Annotated in this window: 17 protein-coding genes and 1 pseudogene; 10 read left to right on the forward strand and 8 right to left on the reverse strand. The window is 63.1% G+C overall.

Annotated elements, in window-relative coordinates; translation table 11 throughout:
* Window positions 1–69: 69 nt before the first annotated feature.
* The 3 genes from ACZ6IE_RS13360 to ACZ6IE_RS13370 all read right to left on the reverse strand — a co-directional run bounded on the left by ACZ6IE_RS13360 (window position 70) and on the right by ACZ6IE_RS13370 (window position 3,674).
* Window positions 70–1,233, reverse strand: a complete 1,164-nt coding sequence (locus ACZ6IE_RS13360) for a dihydrodipicolinate synthase family protein (RefSeq protein ID WP_464608639.1) — start codon at window positions 1,231–1,233, stop codon at window positions 70–72.
* 23 nt (window positions 1,234–1,256) lie between these two features.
* On the reverse strand, window positions 1,257–2,408 hold the full coding sequence (locus tag ACZ6IE_RS13365) for a Gfo/Idh/MocA family protein (protein ID WP_464608358.1): 1,152 nt from the start codon (window positions 2,406–2,408) through the stop codon (window positions 1,257–1,259).
* 168 nt (window positions 2,409–2,576) lie between these two features.
* Window positions 2,577–3,674 carry a LacI family DNA-binding transcriptional regulator gene (locus tag ACZ6IE_RS13370; protein ID WP_464608359.1) on the reverse strand — a complete coding sequence of 366 codons (1,098 nt, stop codon included), beginning with the start codon at window positions 3,672–3,674 and terminating at the stop codon, window positions 2,577–2,579.
* 1,416 nt (window positions 3,675–5,090) lie between these two features.
* Here ACZ6IE_RS13370 and ACZ6IE_RS13375 point away from each other — a divergent pair.
* Window positions 5,091–8,096, forward strand: a complete 3,006-nt coding sequence (locus ACZ6IE_RS13375) for a discoidin domain-containing protein (RefSeq protein WP_464608360.1) — start codon at window positions 5,091–5,093, stop codon at window positions 8,094–8,096.
* A gap of 9 nt (window positions 8,097–8,105) precedes the next feature.
* Here ACZ6IE_RS13375 and ACZ6IE_RS13380 read toward each other — a convergent pair whose 3' ends face one another.
* Window positions 8,106–9,167 carry a LacI family DNA-binding transcriptional regulator gene (locus ACZ6IE_RS13380; RefSeq protein WP_464608361.1) on the reverse strand — a complete coding sequence of 354 codons (1,062 nt, stop codon included), beginning with the start codon at window positions 9,165–9,167 and terminating at the stop codon, window positions 8,106–8,108.
* Window positions 9,168–9,200: 33 nt separating this feature from the next.
* Window positions 9,201–11,297 carry a glycoside hydrolase family 36 protein gene (locus ACZ6IE_RS13385; RefSeq protein WP_464608362.1) on the reverse strand — a complete coding sequence of 699 codons (2,097 nt, stop codon included), beginning with the start codon at window positions 11,295–11,297 and terminating at the stop codon, window positions 9,201–9,203.
* Between the two features lie 93 nt (window positions 11,298–11,390).
* Here ACZ6IE_RS13385 and ACZ6IE_RS13390 point away from each other — a divergent pair, with 93 nt between their 5' ends.
* Window positions 11,391–12,992 (forward strand): glycoside hydrolase family 43 protein, encoded by a 1,602-nt coding sequence (locus ACZ6IE_RS13390; protein ID WP_464608363.1) that lies wholly within the window; start codon window positions 11,391–11,393, stop codon window positions 12,990–12,992.
* 59 nt (window positions 12,993–13,051) lie between these two features.
* Here the strand turns inward: ACZ6IE_RS13390 and ACZ6IE_RS13395 are convergent, their stop codons facing one another.
* Together ACZ6IE_RS13395 and ACZ6IE_RS13400 are read right to left on the reverse strand one after the other, a co-directional pair.
* Complete coding sequence (locus ACZ6IE_RS13395) at window positions 13,052–14,032, reverse strand: hydroxyacid dehydrogenase (protein WP_464608364.1); 981 nt, start codon at window positions 14,030–14,032, stop codon at window positions 13,052–13,054.
* On the reverse strand, window positions 14,029–14,784 hold the full coding sequence (locus tag ACZ6IE_RS13400; RefSeq protein WP_464608365.1) for an alpha/beta fold hydrolase: 756 nt from the start codon (window positions 14,782–14,784) through the stop codon (window positions 14,029–14,031). The genes ACZ6IE_RS13395 and ACZ6IE_RS13400 overlap by 4 nt, the downstream gene beginning before the upstream one ends.
* Window positions 14,785–14,917: 133 nt before the next feature.
* Here ACZ6IE_RS13400 and ACZ6IE_RS13405 point away from each other — a divergent pair, with 133 nt between their 5' ends.
* The 6 genes and pseudogenes from ACZ6IE_RS13405 to ACZ6IE_RS13430 form a co-directional block, all read left to right on the forward strand.
* The gene (locus ACZ6IE_RS13405) at window positions 14,918–16,270 is read left to right on the forward strand and encodes an ABC transporter substrate-binding protein (RefSeq protein WP_464608366.1); all 1,353 of its coding nucleotides are present in this window, start codon (window positions 14,918–14,920) and stop codon (window positions 16,268–16,270) included.
* A 9-nt stretch (window positions 16,271–16,279) separates the two neighbouring features.
* Window positions 16,280–17,209 carry a carbohydrate ABC transporter permease gene (locus ACZ6IE_RS13410; RefSeq protein ID WP_464608367.1) on the forward strand — a complete coding sequence of 310 codons (930 nt, stop codon included), beginning with the start codon at window positions 16,280–16,282 and terminating at the stop codon, window positions 17,207–17,209.
* Between the two features lie 44 nt (window positions 17,210–17,253).
* Window positions 17,254–18,126: a carbohydrate ABC transporter permease gene (locus ACZ6IE_RS13415; protein ID WP_464608368.1), complete on the forward strand. Its 873-nt coding sequence runs from the start codon at window positions 17,254–17,256 to the stop codon at window positions 18,124–18,126.
* Between the two features lie 47 nt (window positions 18,127–18,173).
* Complete coding sequence (locus tag ACZ6IE_RS13420; RefSeq protein ID WP_464608369.1) at window positions 18,174–19,205, forward strand: LacI family DNA-binding transcriptional regulator; 1,032 nt, start codon at window positions 18,174–18,176, stop codon at window positions 19,203–19,205.
* A gap of 256 nt (window positions 19,206–19,461) precedes the next feature.
* On the forward strand, window positions 19,462–19,893 hold the full coding sequence (locus tag ACZ6IE_RS13425; protein WP_464608370.1) for a ThuA domain-containing protein: 432 nt from the start codon (window positions 19,462–19,464) through the stop codon (window positions 19,891–19,893).
* An 11-nt stretch (window positions 19,894–19,904) separates the two neighbouring features.
* Window positions 19,905–20,558: pseudogene (locus ACZ6IE_RS13430) on the forward strand (family 43 glycosylhydrolase); the annotation flags it as partial.
* A gap of 101 nt (window positions 20,559–20,659) precedes the next feature.
* On the opposite strand, the gene ACZ6IE_RS13435 reads toward ACZ6IE_RS13430, so the two are convergent.
* Window positions 20,660–21,940, reverse strand: a complete 1,281-nt coding sequence (locus ACZ6IE_RS13435) for an acyltransferase family protein (RefSeq protein WP_464608371.1) — start codon at window positions 21,938–21,940, stop codon at window positions 20,660–20,662.
* A 123-nt stretch (window positions 21,941–22,063) separates the two neighbouring features.
* On the opposite strand from ACZ6IE_RS13435, the gene ACZ6IE_RS13440 reads away from it, so the two are divergent.
* Both ACZ6IE_RS13440 and ACZ6IE_RS13445 read left to right on the forward strand, forming a co-directional pair.
* Complete coding sequence (locus ACZ6IE_RS13440; protein ID WP_464608372.1) at window positions 22,064–22,738, forward strand: response regulator transcription factor; 675 nt, start codon at window positions 22,064–22,066, stop codon at window positions 22,736–22,738.
* Window positions 22,735–23,853, forward strand: a complete 1,119-nt coding sequence (locus tag ACZ6IE_RS13445; RefSeq protein ID WP_464608373.1) for a sensor histidine kinase — start codon at window positions 22,735–22,737, stop codon at window positions 23,851–23,853. The genes ACZ6IE_RS13440 and ACZ6IE_RS13445 overlap by 4 nt, the downstream gene beginning before the upstream one ends.
* Window positions 23,854–24,096 lie beyond the last annotated feature (243 nt).

A 24,096-nucleotide genomic window follows, 5' to 3' on the forward strand; every position in this document is an offset into this window, starting at 1 on the left:
CGAGACGAGGGTCACCCGGTTGCGGTGTAGCTACCGCGGCCGCTCGTCCACTCGGAACGTCGACCTCGATCATCGGCTGGCACCCAGCGTTTCGGTGACGAGTCCGAGACGGTGCGCGGCCAGGTGCGGATCGGGCAACAGGCGCGCGTCGTTGGCGAGCTCGAAGATTCGTGCGAGATGCGGAAGGCTCCGTGCCGACTGTAAGCCGCCGACCATCTGGAACCCCTTCTGTGCGCCGGTAAGCCATCCCATGAACGAGATTCCCACCTTGTAGTGAAAGGTCGGCGTCTCGAAGAGGTGGCGCGAGAGCTCGAGCGTCGGCGCCATCTCCGTGTCGTACCCGAGGACGTCGCCCTCGTCGAGTGCGGTGAGGGCGGCGGATGCTGCGGGAGCGATCGCGGCGAATGCCCCGAGTAGTGCGTCCGAGTGCCCGTGATCGTCGCCGCGGATCAGCTGGGGGTAGTTGAAATCGTCGCCCGTGTACATGCGGACTCCTTCCGGGAGCGCACGACGAAGCCCGATCTCATGCTCGGCCGACAGCAACGACACCTTCACTCCGTCGATCTTCGCGGCGTGCGCAGTCACGAGTTCCAGGAAGGTGGAGGTCGCAACAGGGATATCGCTTGATCCCCAGTAGCCCGCTAATTGTGGGTCGAACGCCTCGCCGAGCCAGTGCACCACGACCGGGCGGGATGCCTGGCCGAGGACGTAGTCATAGACCTCGAGGTAATCTTCCGCCGATCCCGCCGCTCGGGCGAGATGGCGAGAGGCCATCACGATGGCCTGCGAGCCGGTTCCCTCGACGAACTCGAGCTGTTCCAGGTAGGCGTTCCGCACCTGCTCGAGCGTCACGGAAGTCGTTGCAGAGGCGGCATCCGGCAATTGATCCGTGCCGACCCCCGATGCGATGCGGGCACCGAAGTCAGCGGCCTGGACGGCGCTACGCGACACGAGTTCCTTCACAGCCGACCAGTCGAGACCCATGTTGCGCTGCGCCGTGTCCATGGCCTCTGCCACGCCGAAACCATATTCGAACAGGCCCCGACGTATGGCGAGAGTCGCATCCCAGTCAATGGCCGCTCGAGCCCCCGGCACGTTGTTCCCGCGCGGGTCGGCGACGACATGAGCCGCCGCGAAGGCAACCCGCGAAGAGAAAGGTTCAGGATGTGCCACCCAGTCCCTCGGCGTGTTCAATTCGACCTCGCGCCACCCGTCGGTGGTCGGGAGGGAAATGCGCGCGCGATCGGTAGCGGGACTCACTGCGCGACCTGCTCGATCTCGATGCGTCGCCCCTCGGCCGACGAGAGCAAGCCGGCATCCACCAGCTGCAGACCGCGTACACCTGCTGCCAGGTCATACGGATGCGGCCGGCCGACCACGACATCCTGCAGGTACTGCTCCCACTGCGCCCGGAAACCGTTCGTGAACGCCTGATTGTCGGGAATCTGACTCCACTGGGTCGTGAAGTCCTGGTCGGTAGGGAGGTCGGGATTCCAAACGGGTTTCGGGGTGTTCACTCGCGGCTGCACTTTGCAGCCGAAGAGACCTGCGACGGCAGAGCCGAGCGTGCCGTCGACTTGGAACTCGACGAGCTCGCCGCGATCGACCCGAACGGCCCAGCTCGAGTTGATCTGCGCGATGATGTCGCCCTCGAGCTCGAAGATGCCGTATGCGGCGTCATCCGCCGTTGCCGTGTAGCTCTGGCCCTGCTCGTCCCACCGCTCGTGGATGTGTGTGACCGCCTTGCTGCTCACGGCCTCGACCCTGCCGAACAGGTTCTCGAGCACGTAGTTCCAATGGCAGTACATGTCGAGTGTCATGCCGCCCCCGTCTTCGGCGCGGTAGTTCCAGCTCGGTCGCTGCGCCGGAAGAAAATCGCCTTCGAACACCCAGTAGCCGAACTCACCGCGCACACTGAGAATGCGTCCGAAGAACCCGGAGTCGATCAGACGCTTGAGCTTGAGGAGCCCCGGAAGATACAGCTTGTCGTGCACAACGCCGTTGATCACGCCTGCTTCGTCGGCTGCCGCGACGAGCTCGAGCCCGTCGGCGACCGAGTTTGCGATCGGCTTTTCGGTGTAGATGTGTTTACCGGCGGCGATCGCGCGAAGAATGGCATCTTTGCGGGCGCTGGTGACCTGGGCGTCGAAGTAGATCGTCGCCGTCTCGTCGGCCAGGGCAGCGTCGAGGTCTGTGGTGTATTCGGCGATTCCGTGCAGGGCAGCAAGCTCGGCCAGCTTGTCCGCGTTGCGCCCGACCAGGATGGGCTCGACGTGGATGCGGTCGCCGTTCGCCAGCAGGATGCCACCGTCGTCTCGGATCGCGAGGATCGACCTCACGAGATGTTGGCGGTACCCCATTCGGCCAGTCACGCCATTCATGATGATGCGAAGAGTCTGCGATGACATCGGGGTCCAATCGTCGGGGCCCTCCGTTGGAAAGCGCTTTCCATGACAGTAACGGACGGCATACTGCGACACAAGAGCCGGCTCCGAGCCGACCGAGCCGAGGGTCAGCTCGACTTATCCGGCCGTGCGCGGTCGTGCGCTATTCGGGGGCGGGTTCTTCAGCTCGATTCAGATGGCGGGCGTACTGTCCCGAACGTGCACGTTCGCAGCCACGGCGCCCGCGAGCACCTGCTCATCGATTGCACCGACGTCGTCAGTTGCACCCAATGCGGCGGCCAGGGCTCGCGCTCCGATCTCGCGCAGGGAGATGCCGACAGTCGTCAGGCTGGGGACGACGTCTCGCAACAGCGCAATGTCGTCGAACCCAGCGACCGCGACGTCCTGCCCCGGCACGAGGCCATGATCCCGGATGGCCGTCAGGGCGCCAAGTGCCATGGCGTCGGTTACGGCGAATACGCAGGTCTCCGGCTCGATGCGGTCGGCGAGAAGCAGTTGCATGGCGCCGTAGGCGCCATCCCGAGTGAGATCGCTTGCGATCAGGGTCGGTTCCACAGCCATCGCCACGTCGGCTCCGAGCCCCTCGACGAAGCCCTTCACCCGCTCGCCGGGAGTGGCCAAGTCGACGGGCCCAGTCAGGACGACGAACTGCCTGTACCCCCTGCCGACCAAGGCGCTGGCCAGATCTCGCGCGCCCTTCCGGTTCTCAACCTCGACGACACCCCAGGAGCCGTCGCCATCAGACGGAGCGTCGACCGGGCGCGACCCGACGAACGCCACCCGGCCTCCGCGCCCGGCATAGGCGGTCAGTTCACGGACGAGGTGCCTGCCCCGCTGAGGGTCATCGCGCCTACTGCCCGCGAGCACGATCGCGCGGGGCCGCTGCGACCGAAGGGCAGTGACAGCGCGAATTTCTGCATCGGGATCCATGCCCGTGGCGATGAGAGTGACCATGATGCCGAGCCCCTCGGCGGCCGCGGTCAACCCGGCCGCGATGCCGGCGAAATAGGGATCCGAGATATCGCCGACGATCAGCGCCACTGTCTGAGCGGAGCCGAGAGCCATCGCCTGAGCACGCGCGTCGACGACATAGCCGAGATGTTCGGCCGCCTCTTTCACCCGGGCCTCGAGCTCGGGGCGGACGGTGCGCGTGCTTCCGTTGATCACTCGCGACGCCGTGGCGAGTGACACCCCGGCGTGCGCAGCCACGTCGGAGAGCGTGACAGGTCGTGGGTCGAGGTGGGAGGCCCCCCGTGCCGTGTTGCGCATTGCCAGAGCCTTTCCGAATCGGTCGTCGAAGTCACTGAACTCACCAACACCAGGTCACCTCACAGTAGCAAGACCGACCAGGGCGCGTCTTTCGGCTGGCACTGCGCACAGTGATTGCATTTGCTGCGATCCCGTGGAAGACTCCATTTCGGATAGCGCTGTCCAGGGCGGTTCTGCGATGAAGGAGAAACGATGAGAGTGCAACGACGACGGTTTTCACTACGACGATGGGTCGCAGTCACGGCGGCGGCAGGCATCCTGTCGGCGGGGATTGTGACGACAAGCGACGCGCCGTCGGCGCACGCCGCGGCGACCCCACCGCTGGTCGAGATCCTCACTTCGACGGGTCCGGAGGGGATGCATCATCCGGGTATCGGCGTAACCGCTGAATCCCTGCTCACGGCGCAGACCGCAGTGCAGCAGCGCACTGAGCCGTGGGCCAGTTACTTCGACGCCATGGCGATGACGAGTTATGCCTCTCGCACGCTCACCCCGGCGAACCAGGGAACGGGCGACGGGGTGCCGGCCTCGACCGCATTCGACAGCCAAACGGTAAACAGCAAGTTCGTCCCCGACTCACTTGGGGCCTACACGCAGTCACTGATGTACCTGTTCACGGGCGACCCCGTCTACCGAGAAAATGCGCTCAAGATCGTTCGCGTCTGGAGCCACCTCGATCCGAGTGCTTTCGCGAAGTTCCCCGACTCGCACATTCACACAGGCGTACCCCTCTACCGCATGACAGCGGCCGCCGAACTGCTGCGATCGACGAGCGTCGTGCCCAGCACGGGCGCCTACCCACTCGAGTGGTCGCAAGCCGACACGGATGCCTTGACCACGAACTTGATCGTGCCGGCGACGGAGACGTTCCTGCACGACAACACCCACTACTTCAACCAACACACGTTTCCGATAACCGGCGCCATGGCCGGATACATCTTCACCGACAACCGCGCGCGCTACGACGAAGCAGTCGAATGGTTCACTGTCAACGCCAGCGCCCCCGACCAGAGCACCAACGGCGCCCTCGCCTCCATGTTCCGGTTGATCAAGAAAGCCGACCCCCTCAACTCGTACGGGTACAGCTTCGTGCAGCACACAGAGATGGGGCGGGACCAGGCTCACTCTGGCGGCGACGTCAACGTCCTCACCACGCTGGCCCGACTCGTGGACGCACAAGGAACCAAACTCGATCCGACCACAGGTGCACCTTCCACGGGAAAGAAGGCTGTCGACCCTTACCGGTTCCTCGACAACCGGCTCCTCAAGGGCGCCGACGTCTTCACGGGTTTCATGATGGGCCACGACGTGCCGTGGGTGGACACATCGGGTGGAGAGACGAAACTGTCCCAGTGGTATCGCGGCCGCTGGTCGAACTCGTTGAACGAGCTCTACACGATTTACACGGACCGCGGTGTGAACGTCGAGAAGGTCGCTCCCTATATTGCCGAGCAACACCGGCAAGCTGACGGCGCTTTGTTCTACAACGGCAACAGCGCCGAAATCGGCACGGGGGTCGGCGACAATGGGCTTCGGAGCTTCTGGGGTGGCACCGACCCTGGAGCCGAGTACTGGCTTTCCCTCCCGACCGACATCGCAGGCGCTACTCCCCCGGCCCCGGCGGACTCGAACCTGCAGTTCGAAACCAAAGGTGCAGCCATCGACAAACGCTCCAAGATCGTGACCGAAGGTGACCGCACCTTCCTTCGCGTAAATCCGTCACGCGATGGGACCACGATCTCAATGCGGTCGATGTCGTACGGGCCCCGAAGCTCCTACTCCCCCGTCGGAGTCATGGTGCGCACGACTGACACCGCAACCCTCGAGATTCGCAGCAAGCTCGACGGAAACCCCTATCAGGTCCTGACCATCCCGAACACGGACGGGCAGTGGCGATACATCACCTACGACATGGACACTCACGTGGTGCCGTTGTCAGCTATGGGCGACAACAACATCGCGTTCTACACCGTTGTCGGAAAAGGCAAGAAGCTCGACTTCGATTTCGTCAACCTTCTCGCCCCCGCGCAACTGACCCCGCCGCGGTTCACGCAGGGAGCGGCGACGACGATCATCGGCGTCGTCGGCAGCGCGATCACTGCCGACCTGGCGGCGATCGACGCCGGCGGCGATGCTCTCTCGTACACGGCAGTCGGCGCCCCGAAGCGGTCGACGCTGGACAAGCGGACCGGCGCGTTCTCATGGACACCCCGGCCCAGCGAGGTCGGTGACCGCGCCTTCGTCGCGCAAACCAGCGACGGAACGACCGACACAGCCCTGGCGGTGAGTCTTCGCGTCGCGGCGAACCGGGCCGACGCGATCACGCTGGCTCAGGACGGATTCGATGCCGACGCTGAGTACACGAGCGACACTCTGGCTTCCTGCGATTCCGCGGTCACCGCCGCCGAAGCGTTGATCCCCGGTGCCAGCGCTGACGAGTTCGAACGGGCCCTCACTGTTGTGCAGGAACGGGTAGAACAGCTAGCCCTGTTGAACCCGGTGCGAGCCGATGGGACTCTCGATTACGCGAAGATCTCCACGTCATCGCTCGGAGGAGACGTGATCGGGAACCTCTCCGACGACGACAACGCCACCTTCTCCGGCGACCTCTTCACCCCGTCGGTCACGATCGATTTCGGTGCGGGCTACCGCGTGATCGCTTCCGCATTCGAGCTGCAGGCGCGGATCGGGTTCGGTAACCGCTCGCAGGGAGCGAACGTCTACGGCTCCAACGACAACGTCGTGTGGGCACGACTGACGGACACTCCCACCACGAATACGGACGCTCTGGAACGACTGGCCGTGATCGATGCGGAAGTGTCGACCCCGTACCGGTTCTTCAAAGTGCAGGTCGACGACCCCGGAGTTCCGACCGACCCGAACTACCCGGGAATCTTCAGCCTCTCCGAGCTGCACATCGATGGTGTTCGCTCCGAAGTCGTGAACGCAATCTCCACCGCAACCATCACTTCATCTCATCCGCTGCCGGGTCGAGCGGCGAACGGCGACACCGTGACCGTGGCATTCACCAGCACCGATGACATCACCGATGTCCAGGTGTCGATCGAAGGCGGGCCCGCGCAGGTGACGGGCGGCCCTCGGGACTGGACGGCAAGCCGGGTGTTGCCCCAGACCGGTGAATTCGGCCGTCAGGTCGCTTTCACAGTGGACTACGCGACCTCTGCGGGAGTGAGGGCGGATGCACTGGTGGTCACCACTGACGGCACCTCGCTGTATCTCGCCGACGAGACGGGGTTCATTCCTGACGCCGCCTCGAAGGTGACCGCCGTCACCCTCGACGGAGAACCGTCTCCCTCGACCACACCGCACGTCGCGAAAATGTTCGACAGCAATCCGAGCACGTTCAGCGATGTGGGTCCGGTGAACGGCCAGTACGCCATCACCCTCGACACCGGCGAGCAGGCGTCTTTCGCCCTCACCCGGGCCGAGATCCTGGTCCGCCAGGACGCATTCGGCCCTGGGCGAGCATCGGGTCTCTCTCTTCAGGGATCGAACGATCTCAAGACGTGGTCCAAGATCACCCCGTCGGCTGCCGCGACCATGGGCTGGCAGAACCTCACGGTCACCCCGAGCGCTCCGTTCCGGTATGTACGCATCTCCAACAACAACTGGATCAATATCGCTGAACTCCGCCTCTACGGTGAGCACACCCCACCGCCGGCAACCGCCATCAGAGGCGTGAGCATGGCGAGTTCGAACGCACTGCAGAACCTCGCGGTGCCCGGTGACACAGTTACCGTGTCATTCAGTACCGCGACCTCGGTCAGAGCGACGTCGGTGACGATCGAGGGCTCCGTGGTCGCGGGTGCCAGCAACGACGGTCTCACCTGGACGGCTTCCACGGTCGTCGACGAAGCGTGGGCGGCGAACAAGAAGGTCGATTTCCGGATCGGCTACGTCGACGCGGCCGGTGCAGCCGGCCCCGGAACGAATCGCACAACGGATGCGTCGAGCGTCTACCTGACGCGCGATGAGGGCCTGATCACCGGTCTCGCTTCTCAGGCGGTCGCCATTTCACCCACGAACTCACGGGAACCGACGAAGGACAGTCACATTGCCAAGCTGTTCGACCGCTCGGTCGGCACGTTCACGGATGTGGGCCCGGTTGGCGGTCAGTTCTACCTGATCCTCGATCTGGGCGCCGGCAAGACAGCAACGGTGAACCGTGCGGAGCTCCTTGTCCGTCAGGACGGCAACGGCATCAGTCGCGCTGGAAGCACATACCTCCAAGGATCGAATGACCTGAACACGTGGACGCGGATCACACCGAATGCGACCGGGACGTTGGCGTGGCAACGCCTCACTTCCGCCACCCCGAGCACCGGGTTCCGGTATCTGCGTGTCAGCAGCACCGACTGGATCAATATCGCCGAGCTGCGCCTCTTCGGAACGGCCGATTAGTCCCTCAGGCTAACGGGAGCGGTGAGGCTTCGGGCGCACGATAACTTCGGCCGGAAGCCTCACCGTTTTCGTGGCCCCGCCATCCGAGCCCTGCTCGAGAACAAGCTGCAAGCAGGCTTCCCCGAACTTCTCGAGCGGCATGGCAACGGTGCTGAAACCTGGGACGAGGTCGGCCAGCAGGGGGACGTTGTCAAAACCGGATACCGTCATATCGTCGGGGACTCGAAAGCCATGCTCGTTCAGCGCGGCGATCGCTCCGACCGCCATGGCATCGCTCATTGCTGCGATGAGGTCGACCTCGCCCAGTCGGGACGACAGCTCGTGCACGGCAGAGTAGCCGCCATCGCGCGAGAACTCCTGATGCAGGACCGCCACAGGCGTGACGCCGGCCGTTTCGAGTCCGGCTTCGAAGCCTGCGACCCGCTCCATCGACGTCACTTCTCCCTCCGGGCCGGCCAGGATAGCAATTCGTCGATGAGTAACGGCGAGCCGGTTGGCGAACTCCGCAGCGGCCGACACGGTGTCGACGGTCACTTGCGCGAACGGCAGTTGGCTGTCTCCGATGATGACAACTCGTGCACCGCTGGCTTCGAGACGTCTCAATTCCCGGCTCAGTCTCGCCTCACGGGGTTCATCGGTCGTGCGGCTCGTCGCGACGATGACGCCGCGGTGGCGTTCCCCCCGCAGGGTCCGCACGATCTCCAGCTCGCGGGCCGGATCGTCATGGGTGGTGCGCACGGCAACCGACATACCATGGCTCTCTGCTGCAGCCATCACACCGGCCATGATCGTCGCCGATCCGAAGTCTCGGATGTCACTGACGATCAACGCGACGGTGCGGGCCGCGCCCACGGCGATCGCTTGGGCCGCCGGATTGACGGCGTAGCCCAGTGCAGTTGCGGCTTCATGAACCTTGCGACGACGTTCCTCTGAGCCGCTGCTGGCGCCACGCACACCGGGATTGAGAATGCGCGATGCCGTGATGAGCGACACCCCGGCTGCCTGCGCCACATCGGACAAAGTGGGCGGACGGGAGGGTCGATCACCGATCGGACGAGAACTGTCGGCCACGGCGCCCCCTCTCAGATATGGGCAGCTCCCAGGCTAGCTCACACGGAAACGCAAGATCCGTGCCGAAACGCCCGCCGTCACCTCCACGACCGGTTGGCCCTCCGTCGAGGTCACTCCCCATTCCCGGTGAGAAGCAACCGGCGGGAAAACCTGCTCTGCCGCCCACGTTTGACCACAAGGCAAATCCAAGGTGAGGTTTGACCCGGCATCCCCGCGGGACCAGATAGCAACGAGCACGCTGCCATCACTGAGTCGCAGGCCGAGGGACAGGACGTCGTCGCTCCAGCCGGGAAGACCCGTCGGGTAGAACGGCAGCGACGCCGCAATGTCGTCTCGAAGGTGCTGGTGGACGTTCACGGCAGCCTGAACGAGAGCGAATTGTTCCTCGTCGAGCTCGGTGAGGAACCCGGATAGATACAGACGCCCCATGATTCCCGCGACGAGAGAGAACGCGGTCTCTTCCTCACTCCATCCCGCTGCGGGGTATGCCCAGTTTCCGCACCGCTCCGGTGGCATCGATACCGGTGCCGACGCGGCGATCGGAGGGTACAGACGGTAGTCCTGCTGGTCACTGGTCGATTGAAGGTGGCTCACCGCGACCAACGAAGAATCCATCCGCATGGCGCCTGAGCTGCAGTTTTCGAACAGCACTCCCGGGTGGCGCTCCTGCGCGCCGATCAGCCAGTCCCGGAAAGCGCGGGTGTGCCCGAGGAGACCATCCCCCGGCCATGTTCCCTCGACGTCGGTTCCGACACCAGGGTTGATGTTGTAGTCGAGTTTGAAATAGCTCACCCCATAGTTGCCGACGAGGTGGTCCACTGTCCGGTCGAGGTGGGCCCGCGCTGCGGGATGGCGGAAGTCGAGGTGGAATCGGTCGTGTTCCCGCACGCGCACGCCCTGGCGTTGAAAGAAGGCTTCGTCCGGCAGTTCGGTGGCGGCTGGACTGATAGCGCCGACGATCTCCGGTTCGAGCCAGAGCCCGCTGCGCATGCCGGCGGCGTGGATGGCGTCGATGACCGAGCCGAGGCCGTCGCTGAATCGGGACTTCGCTTCCCGCCATTCCCCGATTGCCGACCACCAGTCGCCGATTGCCGGGTCGGCGAACCACCCCGCGTCGATGCAGAAAAGCTCCGCGCCCGCGCGCGCTGCGCCGTCGATGAGTGGCAGTAGCCTCTCCGTCGAGGGTTCACCCATCAGCGTGTTCATGAAGTCGTTGTAGATGATCGGCAAAGCGTCGTCGGCGGGTCGGGCCAGCCTAATAGCGCGCCGATACTGCGTGAGGGCACCGATCGCGGCATCGCGCCCGCCAGCGGCGACCGCGACAGTGGCAGGGACGCTCTCGAATGAGGCGCCCGGCGCCAGCTCATGGGCGAAGCTGTGCTCCGCATCCGTCGGTCCGAACAGGCCGAGAACCGCTCCCGCCGCGCCTTGGCTGATCTCGTGGTGCCAAGCCCCGCTTGTTTCGATCTGCCACGCCATCGCCGTGCCATCATCATGTCGAGTGACGACCCCGGCGGGAATATGCTCGCCCGTCGACCAGGCGCCGTGGCTCGTTCGCGCGAAACGACCCCGCCCGTCTTGGCCGTGGAAGCCGAGGTTCAGGTACGGGAGGAGTTCCCTGAGTGGCCGCTCGGTCCATCGACCCTCAGCCAACCACTCGCTCTCGCCGAGAGCCAACGTCGTCTCTGCAAGGTCACTCTCACTCGATCCAATTCCGACCAACAAGGAGCTGAGCATCGTGATGGTCACGGGAGCGGCAGATTCATTCTTGATCGTGTTCATAACCGTTATCGCAGGAACGGAACCGAATCTCGTGAGCTGAGTGCGCACGACGAGCCCGCTGTCGGAGTCTCGCTGAATCAGCGTGAGAGTTCTCGAGCCCTCAGCACCCCCCGTTTCGAACCCCTCGAATCGCAGGCGCTCCCCCACCGCGCTCCGCACATACGCCTGACTCGTCCGGGCCCGCTGCTCTCGAAGCGTGAACACTTCGACCATAACGACGCCCTGCCGACCAAAGCCCGGACAGCCGAATAACCCGGCAATGGAGACCGGGTGATCCTCAGCGATGCTCAGAGTCAGTCCGAGTTTTTTCGCTTCGCGAACGGCCGCTTCACTGTGGATCGAATTCATGAGGTCGACTCCTTCGTCTGAATTGGATAGCGTTGTCCAATCATAGAGGGATGGCTGGGGCGCCACCTTCCACACAACGAGGGCGGTAACGGGATGTCGAACGATGGCGGCAACGACACGACGGTTGAAAACCCGGTTCTCCGCGGATTCAACCCCGACCCGTCGATTACGACCTTCCAGGGCGAATACGTCATTGCGACGAGCACATTCGAATGGTTCCCCGGAATCCGCCTGCACCGCTCACCCGACCTGCTGCAGTGGACGACGGCTGGCCACGCTCTCGACGAAGGGGTGGGCCTCGACCTCGCCGGCATTCCCGACTCGGGCGGCATCTGGGCCCCCAGCATCACCGTGGTGGACAACCGCATTTGGTTGGCCTACTCGGTGGTCCACACGATGGACGGCGACGACCTCGACGCGAAAAACTACCTCACAACCAGCGACTCGATCGATGGGCCGTGGACACAGCCCGTTTTTCTCGGTTCCCGCGGCTTCGACTTCTCTTTCTTCCACGACGATGACGGCCGGCATTGGCTCGTCGGGGTTCGCTGGGATCACAGACCCGACAAACCGAGCTTCTCCGGTATCGTCCTCGAAGAGTTTCTCGTCGATGCGCAGAAGATGTCCGGCGAATCACACGTCATCTTTCAATCCCCAGGACTTGTTGAGGGCCCGAACCTCTACAAGATCGACGGCACCTACCTCTTGACCCTTGCGGAAGGGGGGACCGGATGGAACCACGGCATCACGGCCGCGCAATCGACAATTCTGACCGGCCCCTATCAGCGGGACCCGGCGTCCGCGGTGCTCACCTCGCGGGACGCGCCCGGCCTGACCCTCCAGAAAGCGGGTCACGGCGAGTTGATCTACGGCCCCAACGGCGAGCTAGTACTCGTTCACCTTGCGGCCCGGCCCGTTCTGCATGAGGGGCACAGGTACAGCACTCTGGGTCGGGAGACCTGCCTCCAACGCATGCGACTGGACTCCGACGGCTGGCCTCGTCTCGCTGGTGGAGGCCATCACGCCTTCACGCTTTTCTCGGTAGACGGCGAGGCTACGGGAGAACTCGAGGGTCCGGCTGCCTCCCCTGTAACTATCATCGACGAGTTTTGGCGAGGCCACGATATCGACCGGCGTCGGTGGAGCTCGCTTCGGCAGGCGTCGACATTCGCGAGGCCGGCGCCCGGGTCCGGTTTGCGCCTACTCGGCGGCGAGTCGGCGGCATCCCTGTTCAATCAAAGCCTCATTGGGCAGCGCGTCACTGAGCACGCGATGCGCGCCGAGGCCATCGTCGAGGCAGACCCACCTACATTTCGCCAATCGATGGCCCTGACCCTCTGGTACGACACGCGAGGATGGTTTGCGCTCGCGGTCACGCGCGACTCCGAGCTCGGCCGGGTCGTCAGACTCACAAGCCGAATCGGCGGCACAACCACCTTGATGTCGGTCGCCGCAATTCAGGATGGCCCGGTACGCCTGCTCGTTTCGGTGCAAGGGGACGCGGCCACCTTCTCCTACGCCGTCGACGACTCGGAGCCTCGACGAATCGGCGACCCCCTCCCGGCGTGGAAGCTCTCGGACGATTACGGAGACGGGCTGCGTTTCACCGGATTATTCGTCGGCGTCCGCGCAGACGATCTCGATGGCTCGGGATGGCACGGCTTGCTGCGCACGTTCGTTCTTGAACACCGCTGATTGGATCAGATCGGGTCCGACCAGCAGCACAGCACGGCACAGCGGAAAACAACCTCGGTTCATCTCCGCTCGGGGGTATTGAATGGCTCCCCCTTCGCGTACCTCATGAGCTCCGCAGCGACATGATTGCCCAGACGGCGTAGTTCCGTCCCCATAGAGCCTGCTACGTGTGGTGTCAGGACCACGTTCGGCAGATCCCACAGGACCGAGCGCGAAGGAATCGGTTCCTCGGGGTCCGTTACGTCAAGGATCGCCGACAATCGGCCCGACGTCAGTTCGGCGGTGAGTGCCTCCATGTCTACGAGTGCACCGCGTGCGGTGTTGATCAGGGTGGCGCCCGAAGAAAGGGAGGCGAGCTGCTCGGCACCGATCATCGACTCGGTCTCGGGAGTGACGGGAGCGTGCAGACTGACGACCTGGCTTTCTGCAAGCACATGCTCGAGGCTGGCTTTGTCCACGCCGAGCGACGCGGCATCAGCGTCGGAAAGATATGGGTCGAAGACGAGCACACGCACATCGAAGGGGCGCAGCAACTCGATCACGCGCCGACCGATTCGCGATGCTCCGACGATTCCCACCACTTGACCGAAGTTGCCCGCGTCCGAGTAGGTTTCTTCGCGATCGATGTGCCCGCGTATGCTGCGGTACAGCTGTTGCGAAGCGAAAACCCGCTTGTTTGCGAGCAGAATCATGGCAAGCGTGTACTCGGCCACGGGGACGCCGTTGATGTCAGCCGCGGATGAGAGTTCGACCTGCCGTTCAGTGTGGGGAGGCAGAAGAGTTGAGGCGACGCCACCGGCGTGGATGAGGGCCCGCAGTGACGGCATTGATGCCAGATCATCATGGGTGAGCGAGGGTGTCCCCCATCCGGTCACCAGAACCTCGATGTCGGTAAGCGCGGCCTGCGCGTCAAGCTCGGCGACAGACGTTGCTACTGGCGCAACGCGATGTGCAGGAACGTTTGCGAACGCATCCAGGTCTTCACCGAACAGCTTCTCGGCCAGGAGCGATGAGCCGAGAAGGATGGCGTAATTCGTCATGTCGTGACTCTCGCGTCGCTCCACGCGGCGACGGAACGGGCAAACCTCTTCGGATCTTCCAGATGAAGATAGTGCCCGTGCCCCTCCCACACCTCCACGCGGGAGCCTTCGGGTGACCACAGCCTGGACTCGCGCTCCGCCGCCGACGGGGTGGAATGCACAGCGAGCACGGGACGGGTTCGCCGCTTCACCGCCTCCTCCGTCCGCGCCCGGAGACCGATCGAATCAGCTTGTGCGTACTCGGAACGGAGATACCGGGCAATAACGTCGGCCGGCGTTGCTGCGACATCGTCGAGGACTCGCTTGCGATCGGGCAGCGGCATACGGTGCCCGACAGCACTCTGGAAGAATTCACGGACGACCTCGTGCCCGCCTATCTCGATGCGATCGGCCCATGAGGCATTTTCTGCCGGCGTCGAATCCGATCCATAGGCAGGGTCGATGACGATCTCGCCGGCCAGGGCAGCGCCCATGATCTGGTGCACTAAAAGAGTGATCTGGGCTCCCATCGAATGACCGACAAGCAGAGGTGGGCGCTCGGACTCCGCCGCCACACGGGCGACGTCGTCGGCTGCAGCGCGCACGGTGAAATCCGAATGCCCCGTCGCCCCCGGTGATCCGGGCAACTTCACCGCGACGACATTCTCGAACCCCTCGGCGCGGAGAGCGGGAAAGACGGAATCCCACGACCGTGCTGAGCCTGCCCAACCATGGACAAGGATTACGGGCACGTCAAGACTGCTGGGGGTCACTGAGTTCCTCACTGAATCGAATGATGGATTCCACTTTGCCCTACTGCGTGCAAATCGCGCAAGCGCTGTCCTTTCCATCAAACCTCATATTTAGCTTGACTCGAACCAAGAAGGGACTTTATGGTGAGAGCGCTTGCTCTACACAACGATGTGGGGCACCTTCATCAAGGGAGAGAAGATGGCAAGTCGCATTAAGTGGGTCGCCGGCGCAGTCGCGATCGGGATGGCACTGACATTCACAGCATGCAGCTCATCCGAGACGCCAGGCTCAGACGGCGAGAAGGTTGCTTTGACCTTCTGGGGTAACACGAAGGGCCAGCAGGCGCAGGTCGACCTCTGGAATACCGAGAACCCGGACGCGCAGGTCACGTACGTGGAGCAGGGCGGCGACGCGGACATCACCACCGCGATCCAGAACGCTGTCGCGGCCAAGAACGCACCGGATTTGTTCCAGATACCGCGGGGACAGTCGGTTTCGTTCCTTGTCGAAGGTGTCACGCAGGACATCTCTCAGTGGTACGACAACGACGACAAGGCGTTCGCGCAGGGTGCCTTCGACTTTGTGCATGTCGGCGACGTCGTAGCCGGTGTTCCCTATGGAACAAACCCCACGTTCAACGCCATCAACACCAAGACATTCGCGGAGTTCGGACTCTCCGCGCCGACTTCCTGGCCGGAAGCCGTTGAACAAGCTGTCACGATGGGTGCCGGGGGCGAGATCAAGAGCTTCAACTTCCCGGGCGAAGACCCGTCCTACCTTCGCGACTGGGCAACGCAGGCCGGAGCCGAGTGGTGGGAGTCCGAAGGGGATGCCTGGAAGGTCGGATTCACGTCGCCCGAATCACTTGCAGCAGGCGAACTGGTGCAGACGGTTATCGACGACAACATTTCCGGCAACTACACCTACATCGAATTCGATGCTTTGATGCAGTTCTTCAGCTCGGGCAAGCTCTCCCAGTTCACAACATCGACCTGGCAGTTGCCGGTCTACGAGCAGAACTTCGCGAGCTCGGTCGGGGACTGGGCGCTCGCTCCTTACCCGACGTTCGAAGGCGCTTCGGAGCTGGTGTCACCGAGCTACTACAACGCATATGGCGTGACCTCGACGACCGAGCACCCAGAGGCTGCAACGAAGTTCGCGCGCTGGTTGGCGACCGATCCCGATGCGGTGAAGCTTTTGGCCGACACCGTCGACGGCTCGGCAACCTTCCCGGTCGTGGCAGACCCGTCGGGCTACATCGACGCTCTCCTTCCGGCGAACCTTCTGGGCGATGCGAAGGCCGCCGCGCCGGAAGTCATCCAGAATGCGGTCGACACAAGCCGTTCGATGAAGGACGGCCCGAACCAGGGGCCCGCCCTTGAAGAGCTGGCGACCTGGTGGGCCAAGGCACTGACGAAGGAGGTCACGGTGCAGCAGGTGCTCGAACACATGCAGGAGTGGACCGTGAATGACCTCACATCGAAGAACCTCAAGGTAAGCGAGTAACACGAATCCATGACAGTGAACAGCGCCACCCGCACCAAACGAGGGCTCTGGCGCCCGAGCCAGAATCGTTCGGGCGCATTGCTAGCCGCCCCCTTCTTCCTCGGCTTCGCCTTCGTCTTTGTCTTGCCGATCGCTTATGCGGTCGGTCAAAGCCTCTTCGCTGTGAAAGGCGACGGTGGGCTCGGGCTCACCGAGTCGACCACGGTGTTCGCAGGCTTGGATAACTACGCGAGGGCCTTCGGAGACGCGGCCTTCTGGGGCTCGATGGTGCGGGTGGCGCTCTTCGCTCTGATTCAAATTCCCATCTCGCTCGGCCTGAGTCTGTCAGCGGCGCTGTTGCTCGATGCCGTTACGAGCGAGAAACGCGGAGGCCTCTTCCGCTCGCTGCTGCTGGTGCCGTATATGGTGCCCGCGATCGTGGCCACGCTCATCTGGGTATATCTCTACAGCCCGCGCACCGGACCGTTGACGGCGGCCGGAGACCTCGTCGGTGCGGATATCAACTTCTTCAGCCCGGAACTTCTGTGGGTTTCGATTGGCAACCTCATCGTGTGGATGGTGCTGGGCTTCAACATGCTCATCATGTACAGCGCCTTGCGAGGGGTTGACCGCTCAGTTCTCGAAGCAGCCACCATGGACGGCGCCGGGGGTTTTCGAATCGCCTGGTCCATCAAGATTCCAAGCATTCGCGGCTCTCTCGTGCTCACCGGCCTGATCTCGATCATCGGAATGCTCCAGGTCTTCAACGAGCCACTCCTGTTCCGAGGCGCTTCCCCACAGACCGTGACCAAAGACTTCACGCCGATCATGTCCATTTACTTCCAGGCCTTCACGAGTAACAACTACAACTACGCCGCCGCCCTGTCCGTCGTACTTGCGGCGGTCATCGGAATCTTCTCCTTCGGATTCTTCAAATTGACCAACCGGAAGGCCAACTGATGACCGCGCTTCTGCCCGAAAAAACTCGGCACTCGGATCACGGCGTGGGCGAACCTTCCGCCGTTCCGCACAACAAGGCGCCCCGCCGCCGCGGACAACTTCTTGTCACGGTGGGGCTGGTGCTCTTCGCCATCTACTCCGTTGCACCCGTGTGGTGGTTGATCGTCAACGCAACGAAGAATCGTCGCGACCTCTACAACACGAACGGCCTCTGGTTCGGCGAATTCAACCTCTTCGACAATCTGACCCAACTTTTCACGTACAACAACAGCATCTTCCTCCGGTGGTTGGGAAACACCCTGCTCTACGCCGGTGGTGGCGCTATCGTCTGCACCATCATCTCGATCGCGGTCGGGTACTCCCTCTCGAAATTCACCTATCCCGGCCGTGGGCTCGGACTGGCCGTCGTGATCGGCTCATTCCTCGTCCCCAGCACCCTCATCACAGTTCCCCTATTTCTGCTGTTCTCGCAGATCGGCCTCGTCGACACGGTTTGGGCTGTACTCATTCCGCTCTTCATCTCGCCGTTCGGCGCCTACCTCGCAAAGGTCTACGTCGACGGCACAGTGCCCGACGAGCTTCTCGAGGCCGCACGCATCGACGGCGCGGGCGAGTTTCGAATCTTCGTACAGATCGTTTTGCCCATGATGCGCACGGGGGCCGCCACCGTGTTCATCCTGCTCTTCGTGACCAACTGGAACAATTTCTTCCTCCCCCTCACCATGCTCCGCGGCTCTGAGAAGTGGACGATCGGCGTCGGCCTCTACAGCTGGTTTGTCGACAAAGACCAATCTTTCGTCGACCTGACAGCCCTCACCCTCACCGGCGCGCTCATCTCCATCATTCCGCTCGCGGTCGTGCTCATCAGCATGCAGCGCTTCTGGCGCACCGGGGTGACTCTTGGCGCCATAAAGTGAAGGCGAGCCGAACATTCGGTTCACCCGCGAACAGTAAGGGAGCACCGATGACCGCGCGACGAATGGTCACCCTCGAGGATGTCGCGCGCGAGGCCGGCGTCTCTGTGTCAACGGCATCGCGCACTCTGAACGGAACGCCGTCGAAGGTGGGCGCAGCAACCCAGGCCCGCGTGCGCGACGTGGCACTGCGCCTCGGATACGCACCCAATCTCGCCGCTCAGGCGATGGCACTCGGGCGGTCTCAATCGGTCGGTCTCATTGTCGGAAGCATCCCTGAGGACTATCAGAACCCCGTGACCGCGGGTGTTTTTCGCGCGGCAGCGGACCGGGACCTCCTTGTGTCGACCGCGATCACAACCATCGCCGATGTCGAGCGCACAACGCGTGCCGTTCGACAGCTCCGTGGGCAGCGAGCATCCGTCATCGTCGTCGTCGGAACGGAAGCGCCCGAAGATGAGGGTGTGAGCGAGCTGGTCGACGAGCTCGAACGAGCCGAGAGCGAAGGTTCACGCGTCGTGATGATCGGCATCAGCGGAACACCGTTCGACAGCGTGGTCGTCGACGATCACAAGGCCGGATCCGACATGGCGCAGGCGCTGGTCGGCGTCGGATACCGCGAATTCGCCGTGTTTGCGGGCGGTGGACACGGCCTCCTCTCTCCTCATCGGGTGAGCGGATTCCGTGATGGCCTGAAAGAGCACGGCATCGAGCTTCAGCCGGATCGAGTCATCTGGCAGGACTTCAACCATGACGGTGGTTATCGGGCCGCCGGAGAATTACTGCGCCGGCCCAGCGTCGAAGCCGTGTTCTGCGTCAATGATGCGATGGCGATTGGGGCCTGCGTGAGACTGCGCGAAGCCGGGATCGCGATCGGACCCGATCTTGCTGTGGCCGGATGCGACGACATTCCCGCTTTGAGGGACATCGACCCGCCGCTCTCCACGATGCACCTGCCGTGGATCGAAGCAGCCGAGGCGGCGTTCTCGCTGGCCGAGCACGACCGCTCCGACGGACGTTACGTTGTCCTGGAGGGTTATCCGCTTCTCCGTTCATCGACGCCTGGGGTCGTGCGTGACTGACTCCCCCACCGTGTTGCTGTTGTCGGGCTCTGGAAGATATGCGGACCCCTGGCATCCCTTCGCCCGCACCAGTGATGCCCTCGCTGATATCGCCAGGCTGCGCGGCATGTCGGTGACGAGGGCTGACGATGTAGACGACGCCCTCGCGGCGCTGGCCGTCGGGCCGCTTCCAGATCTCGTGATTGCCGATTTGGGCAGACCCCGAGATGGGGCAGCGTCACCGGCCACAGGTGCCGCGACCGCCGGTCTCACTCGCTTGCTCCAAACGCGACCTATATTCGCCGCGCACGCCGCCGCGTCATCGTTCCCGGACTCCTCGGCGTGGGCTGCCGCCGTCGGCGCGCGGTGGGTGCCCGGCACGTCCTGGCATCCCGACTACGGCACATTTCAAGCCGTGCCCCTGCCGGCGTATGAATCCAGCTCACCGATCGGCGCACTCGTTCCATTCGAGCTCGAGGACGAACGTTACCTCGACCTCAGACAGGATGCGCCGGCGAGGACCATTCTGTACGGCCACCACGGCGACGACGCACCGCAGAACCCGCGGCATCCATCGATCTGGCTGCAGGACAGAGGTGGTGTCCGCTCCGCCTACGACGCTTACGGGCACGACACCGCGTCATACGACGTCGACGAGCACCGCGATGTCATCGGGCGCATTCTCACGTGGCTGAGTGGAACGACGTGAACGCCGCCATCGTGCCGGGTACCGTTTTTAGAGACCACCGCGGCGAAGTCGCCCAGCTTCATGGGATCGGCATCCTGAAGAGTGACGGGCGATATTTTGCATGGGGTGAGGACAAGAGGGAGGGCGACCGCTTCGCCGGAATCTCCTGCTATTCATCGGAAGACCTCGCGCAGTGGCGATTCGAGGGGATCTCGCTGGGAACGGGGCGTGGCGACCTCGCACACAACCGGATCATCGAACGCCCGAAAGTGCTAGCCCATCCGGCTGGTTACTTCGTTATGGCGTTGCACATCGACTCACTCGACTACGCCGAAGCCCGGGTCGGGTTCGCCATTGCCAGGTCCCCCATTGGGCCTTACGAGTATCTGGGCAGCGAGCGGCCGCTGGGTAATCTGAGTCGCGACATCGGAGTATTCCAAGAGGACGGTGTCGGGTTCCTGCTCTCAGAAGACAGAGACCAGGGCCTGCATATCTACCGACTCACTCCTGACTACCTGGGTATCGACGGCGTCGTTACAACACTCACGGGTGACCCGGCGACTTCTGGTCTCGAGTCCCCCTCCCTCATTGCACACGGCGGGCTCTACTACCTCTTCGGGTCCAGCCTCACCGGTTGGAATCACAACGACAACAGCTATACGACCGCGCCCGCCCTCACAGGACCATGGACGCCGTGGCGGCGGTTCGCCCCGGAGGGTTCGCGTACCTTCGAATCGCAAGTGAGCGTCGTTCTCCCGGTCGAAACGGCCAGGGGCAATCGGTTCATCTACATCGGAGATCGCTGGACCCCAGCGTCACTGGTCACGTCCCCGGCCGTCTGGCTGCCGTTGACCGTCGACGCAGGGGTGGCCTCACTCGAGTGGGTGGCGAAATGGAGTCTCGACGAACTCTGCTGCGCCTCAGTGTTCCCGGATCCGCTCCTCACAGCGCGCATGGGTCGACCGCTAGCTCGCGAGCCGGATGGAGACAGCCAGTGGCGCCCGCTCAAGACCTTCACGATCGGTGATTCGACACCATAGTGAAGTGCCAGCGCAAGTGCCCCCGCCGCGAATGCCGCGAGTGCTGTGCCCGCCAGGGCGGTGAGGAGATCGGCGCGGACACCGGGAAAAGTGCCGAGGACGGCTTGTAAGCAGAGCAGATGTAAGACGTAGAACGCGAACGACGCTTTGCCGGCGACGACGAACGCCCTGGTCGATAGAACGCCCTGCTTGTGCTCGAGGTCTCGTCGAGCGAGAGCCGCGATGAGCAAGCCGAACCCGACGAGCGTGAACGCGGCAGCACTGAGCGGTGATTGCGTGTTCAGTGATGCGACCGTGTAGCCGAGGATCGCAACGGGGGCCGCGACGATCAAGCGGGGCCCCACCCATCCGTGGTGACGCATGAGGGTCGCGAATCCGATACCGAAAATGAACTCCGGAAGCCGGCTCGCCGGATTGCTGTAGGCGCTGATCTCCGGGAGGAGATCGGCCAAGAGGAACGGAACACACCAGGTCGCGACGAGACTGATCATCGTGATGGCGACAACGCCAAATGTGCTGAGGCGCTGAACTCCCCGTATGAGAAAAGGGAACAGAAGGTAGAAGAACGCCTCGCACACGAGCGACCAGCTGACCGGGTTGCCTGCCTGCCACCAGTCAGCGCGCCATGCGCTGACCAGACCAGCATTCGCGAGGAGCGCGTGAGCGTCGTTCGTTTGGATGGACGGGTACACAGTCGCGCCCACCCCAGCCGCCGCCATCAGACCGACAATGTGGAGTGGATAGATCCGCACGAAACGTCGCCACCACGTTGTTGTGATCGCGGCGCCAGCGACGTGCGACCAGGCGAGGACGAAACCGGACAGAACGAAGAACAGAGATACCGCCGAGGATCCGGCACCAAAAACGCCCGTGAGTACGTCCTGCGGTACACCAGTGAAGTACGACATGTTTCGCAAGTGATAGATAAATACCATGCCAGCAGCGAGGGCCCTCAGCCCGACGAGCGATGGGAGGTGAAGCGGAGGCCGTTGCGGCGGGGCGTCGGTGACGTACAGCTGAGAAGTCATCAGAGTCCTTTGGTCTCTTCGATGACACCGTGTTCCCGGTAATGGGAGCGTGAGCTCTGCTCTTTACGCTCAACAGACATCAGGTGTGGTGAAGTTGACCTTCAAACGAAAGGCCGGACCAAAATGAGAGTGCTGATCGTGGAAGACGAGCTTTACCTCGCCGAGGCCATACAGACTGGCTTCAAGCAAGAGGCGATCGCGTCAGATCTCGCCTCAGATGGCCAGCAAGCTTTGGACGCAGCTGAACTTGTTGACTATGACGTTGTGGTGCTCGACCGTGATGTCCCGCGTGTTCACGGCGACGTTGTCTGCCAGCGGCTGGTGGAACGAGAAATGCCTCCGCGGATCTTGATGTTGACGGCGTCGGGGACGCTGACAGAACGTGTGGGCGGATTGGCACTGGGCGCCGACGACTATCTCACGAAACCGTTCGAGTTCGACGAGTTGGTGGCGCGCGTGAGGGCCCTTTACCGGCGGAGCGCACCTGCACAGCCTCCGGTCATGGAGCTGGGAGATGTCATCGTCGACACATTCCGCCGAGAGGCGTATCGGTCCGGTCGATATCTTCACCTCACGAAGAAGGAGTTCGCTGTGCTCGAGGTGCTCATGCGATCGCAGGGCGGCGTTGTCAGTGCGGAACGTCTTCTCGAAAAGGCGTGGGACGAGAACGCCGACCCCTTCACAAACGTGATCCGGGTGACGGTTTCGACGCTGCGAAAGAAGCTCGGTGAACCAGCAGTCATCCATACCGTGGCGGGTGTCGGATATCGACTTTCAGACCGGGAGTTTCCCGCATGAGGAGCGCTCGTTCGACCGTATCTCCCCCGCTTCTCAATGGAGCGATTTGGGGCGTTGGAACGTTGGCGGCGGAAGCTATCCTGCTCTCGATCGCGTATGTCGCCATCGCGCAAGCCGGTGGTTCGCAACGTTACGACGCGACATCTGGCGGCTACCTGTATGACCCTTCCTTCCCATCGGAAGGGGCAGGCTCCTTCCTTCAAATCGCTATTCCCCTCGCGTTTCTTCTCGCGCTTCTGATCGGCCTGGCTGGCTGGTTCGTGACCCATTGGACGTTGACGACGACGCGAGAGTCTCTCGCGCACGTCGATCATTGGAACGCACGTCATCCGGGAAACACCATCGCACCTGCGGCCACACGAGACGAGCAGCGTGACCTCGAAAACGTCGTCGCGCAGCTGCTGGAGCGGCTGGAGACCGGATTCGCCAACGGATCACGTTTCGCGGCAAACGCCTCCCACGAATTGCGGACCCCTCTGGCAGCATCGCGCACCATGATGCAAGTGGCGATGAAAACACCGAAGGATGACGAGACCACGCGCGTTCTCACTCGCCTCCTCCAGCTGAACGACCGCATGATCGGAATTACTGGAGCCCTTCTCGATCTTGCCGCCGCGGAAAACGAGTTCGCGATCGCCGATGTTGAACTTCGGGCGGTCGTCGCGGATACGATCGCGCTTCTCGAGCCGGAGATATCCGAGCGCCGCGTCCGGCTGCATCTCAATCTGGATGACGTCACGGTGCGAGGACACGATGCACTGTTGCGCCAATTGGTCACCAACCTGATCAGGAACGCGATCGTCCACAACGATGTCGGTGGTTCGCTGGCCGTGACACTGCACGGCGGAACGTCAACAGTTTTCGCGATCGAGAACGATGGGTCACGGATAGACCTCGACGACCTGACGTTGTTGACGCAACCATTCACCCGACTGGAGGAGCGCACGAGCCGTAGGTCCGGAAGTGGCCTCGGGCTCGCAATCGTTTCGAGCATTGTCGATGCTCACAAGGCAGAACTCATCATGACGGCGCGCCCGCGTGGCGGACTCATCACGCAAGTGGTCTTTGCTGCGGCCAACTCGACCGCCCCGCCTCCCTCGAGTACGACTCGATGAGGACTCGGTGGCGGGGCCAGCCGTCACGAGACCGGTACCCACGTCGTCGCGGAGCAGGCCCGGACGAACGATGACCCAGTCCAGGTCGGAGCGGGTCCCTTAGACGTCGGCGGTTTTCCTCACCCGCATGTAGTGCTCAAAGTCGTCTCCAGCTGCCGACTGAATATGCCGTTACTCCGCGAATTCTGCTACGTTCGAGGTGAAAGTCGCACTACGGCGCGACTTTGACGCGATCACTGCTCG

It is taken from the genome of Okibacterium sp. AC114 (genome assembly GCF_979253355.1).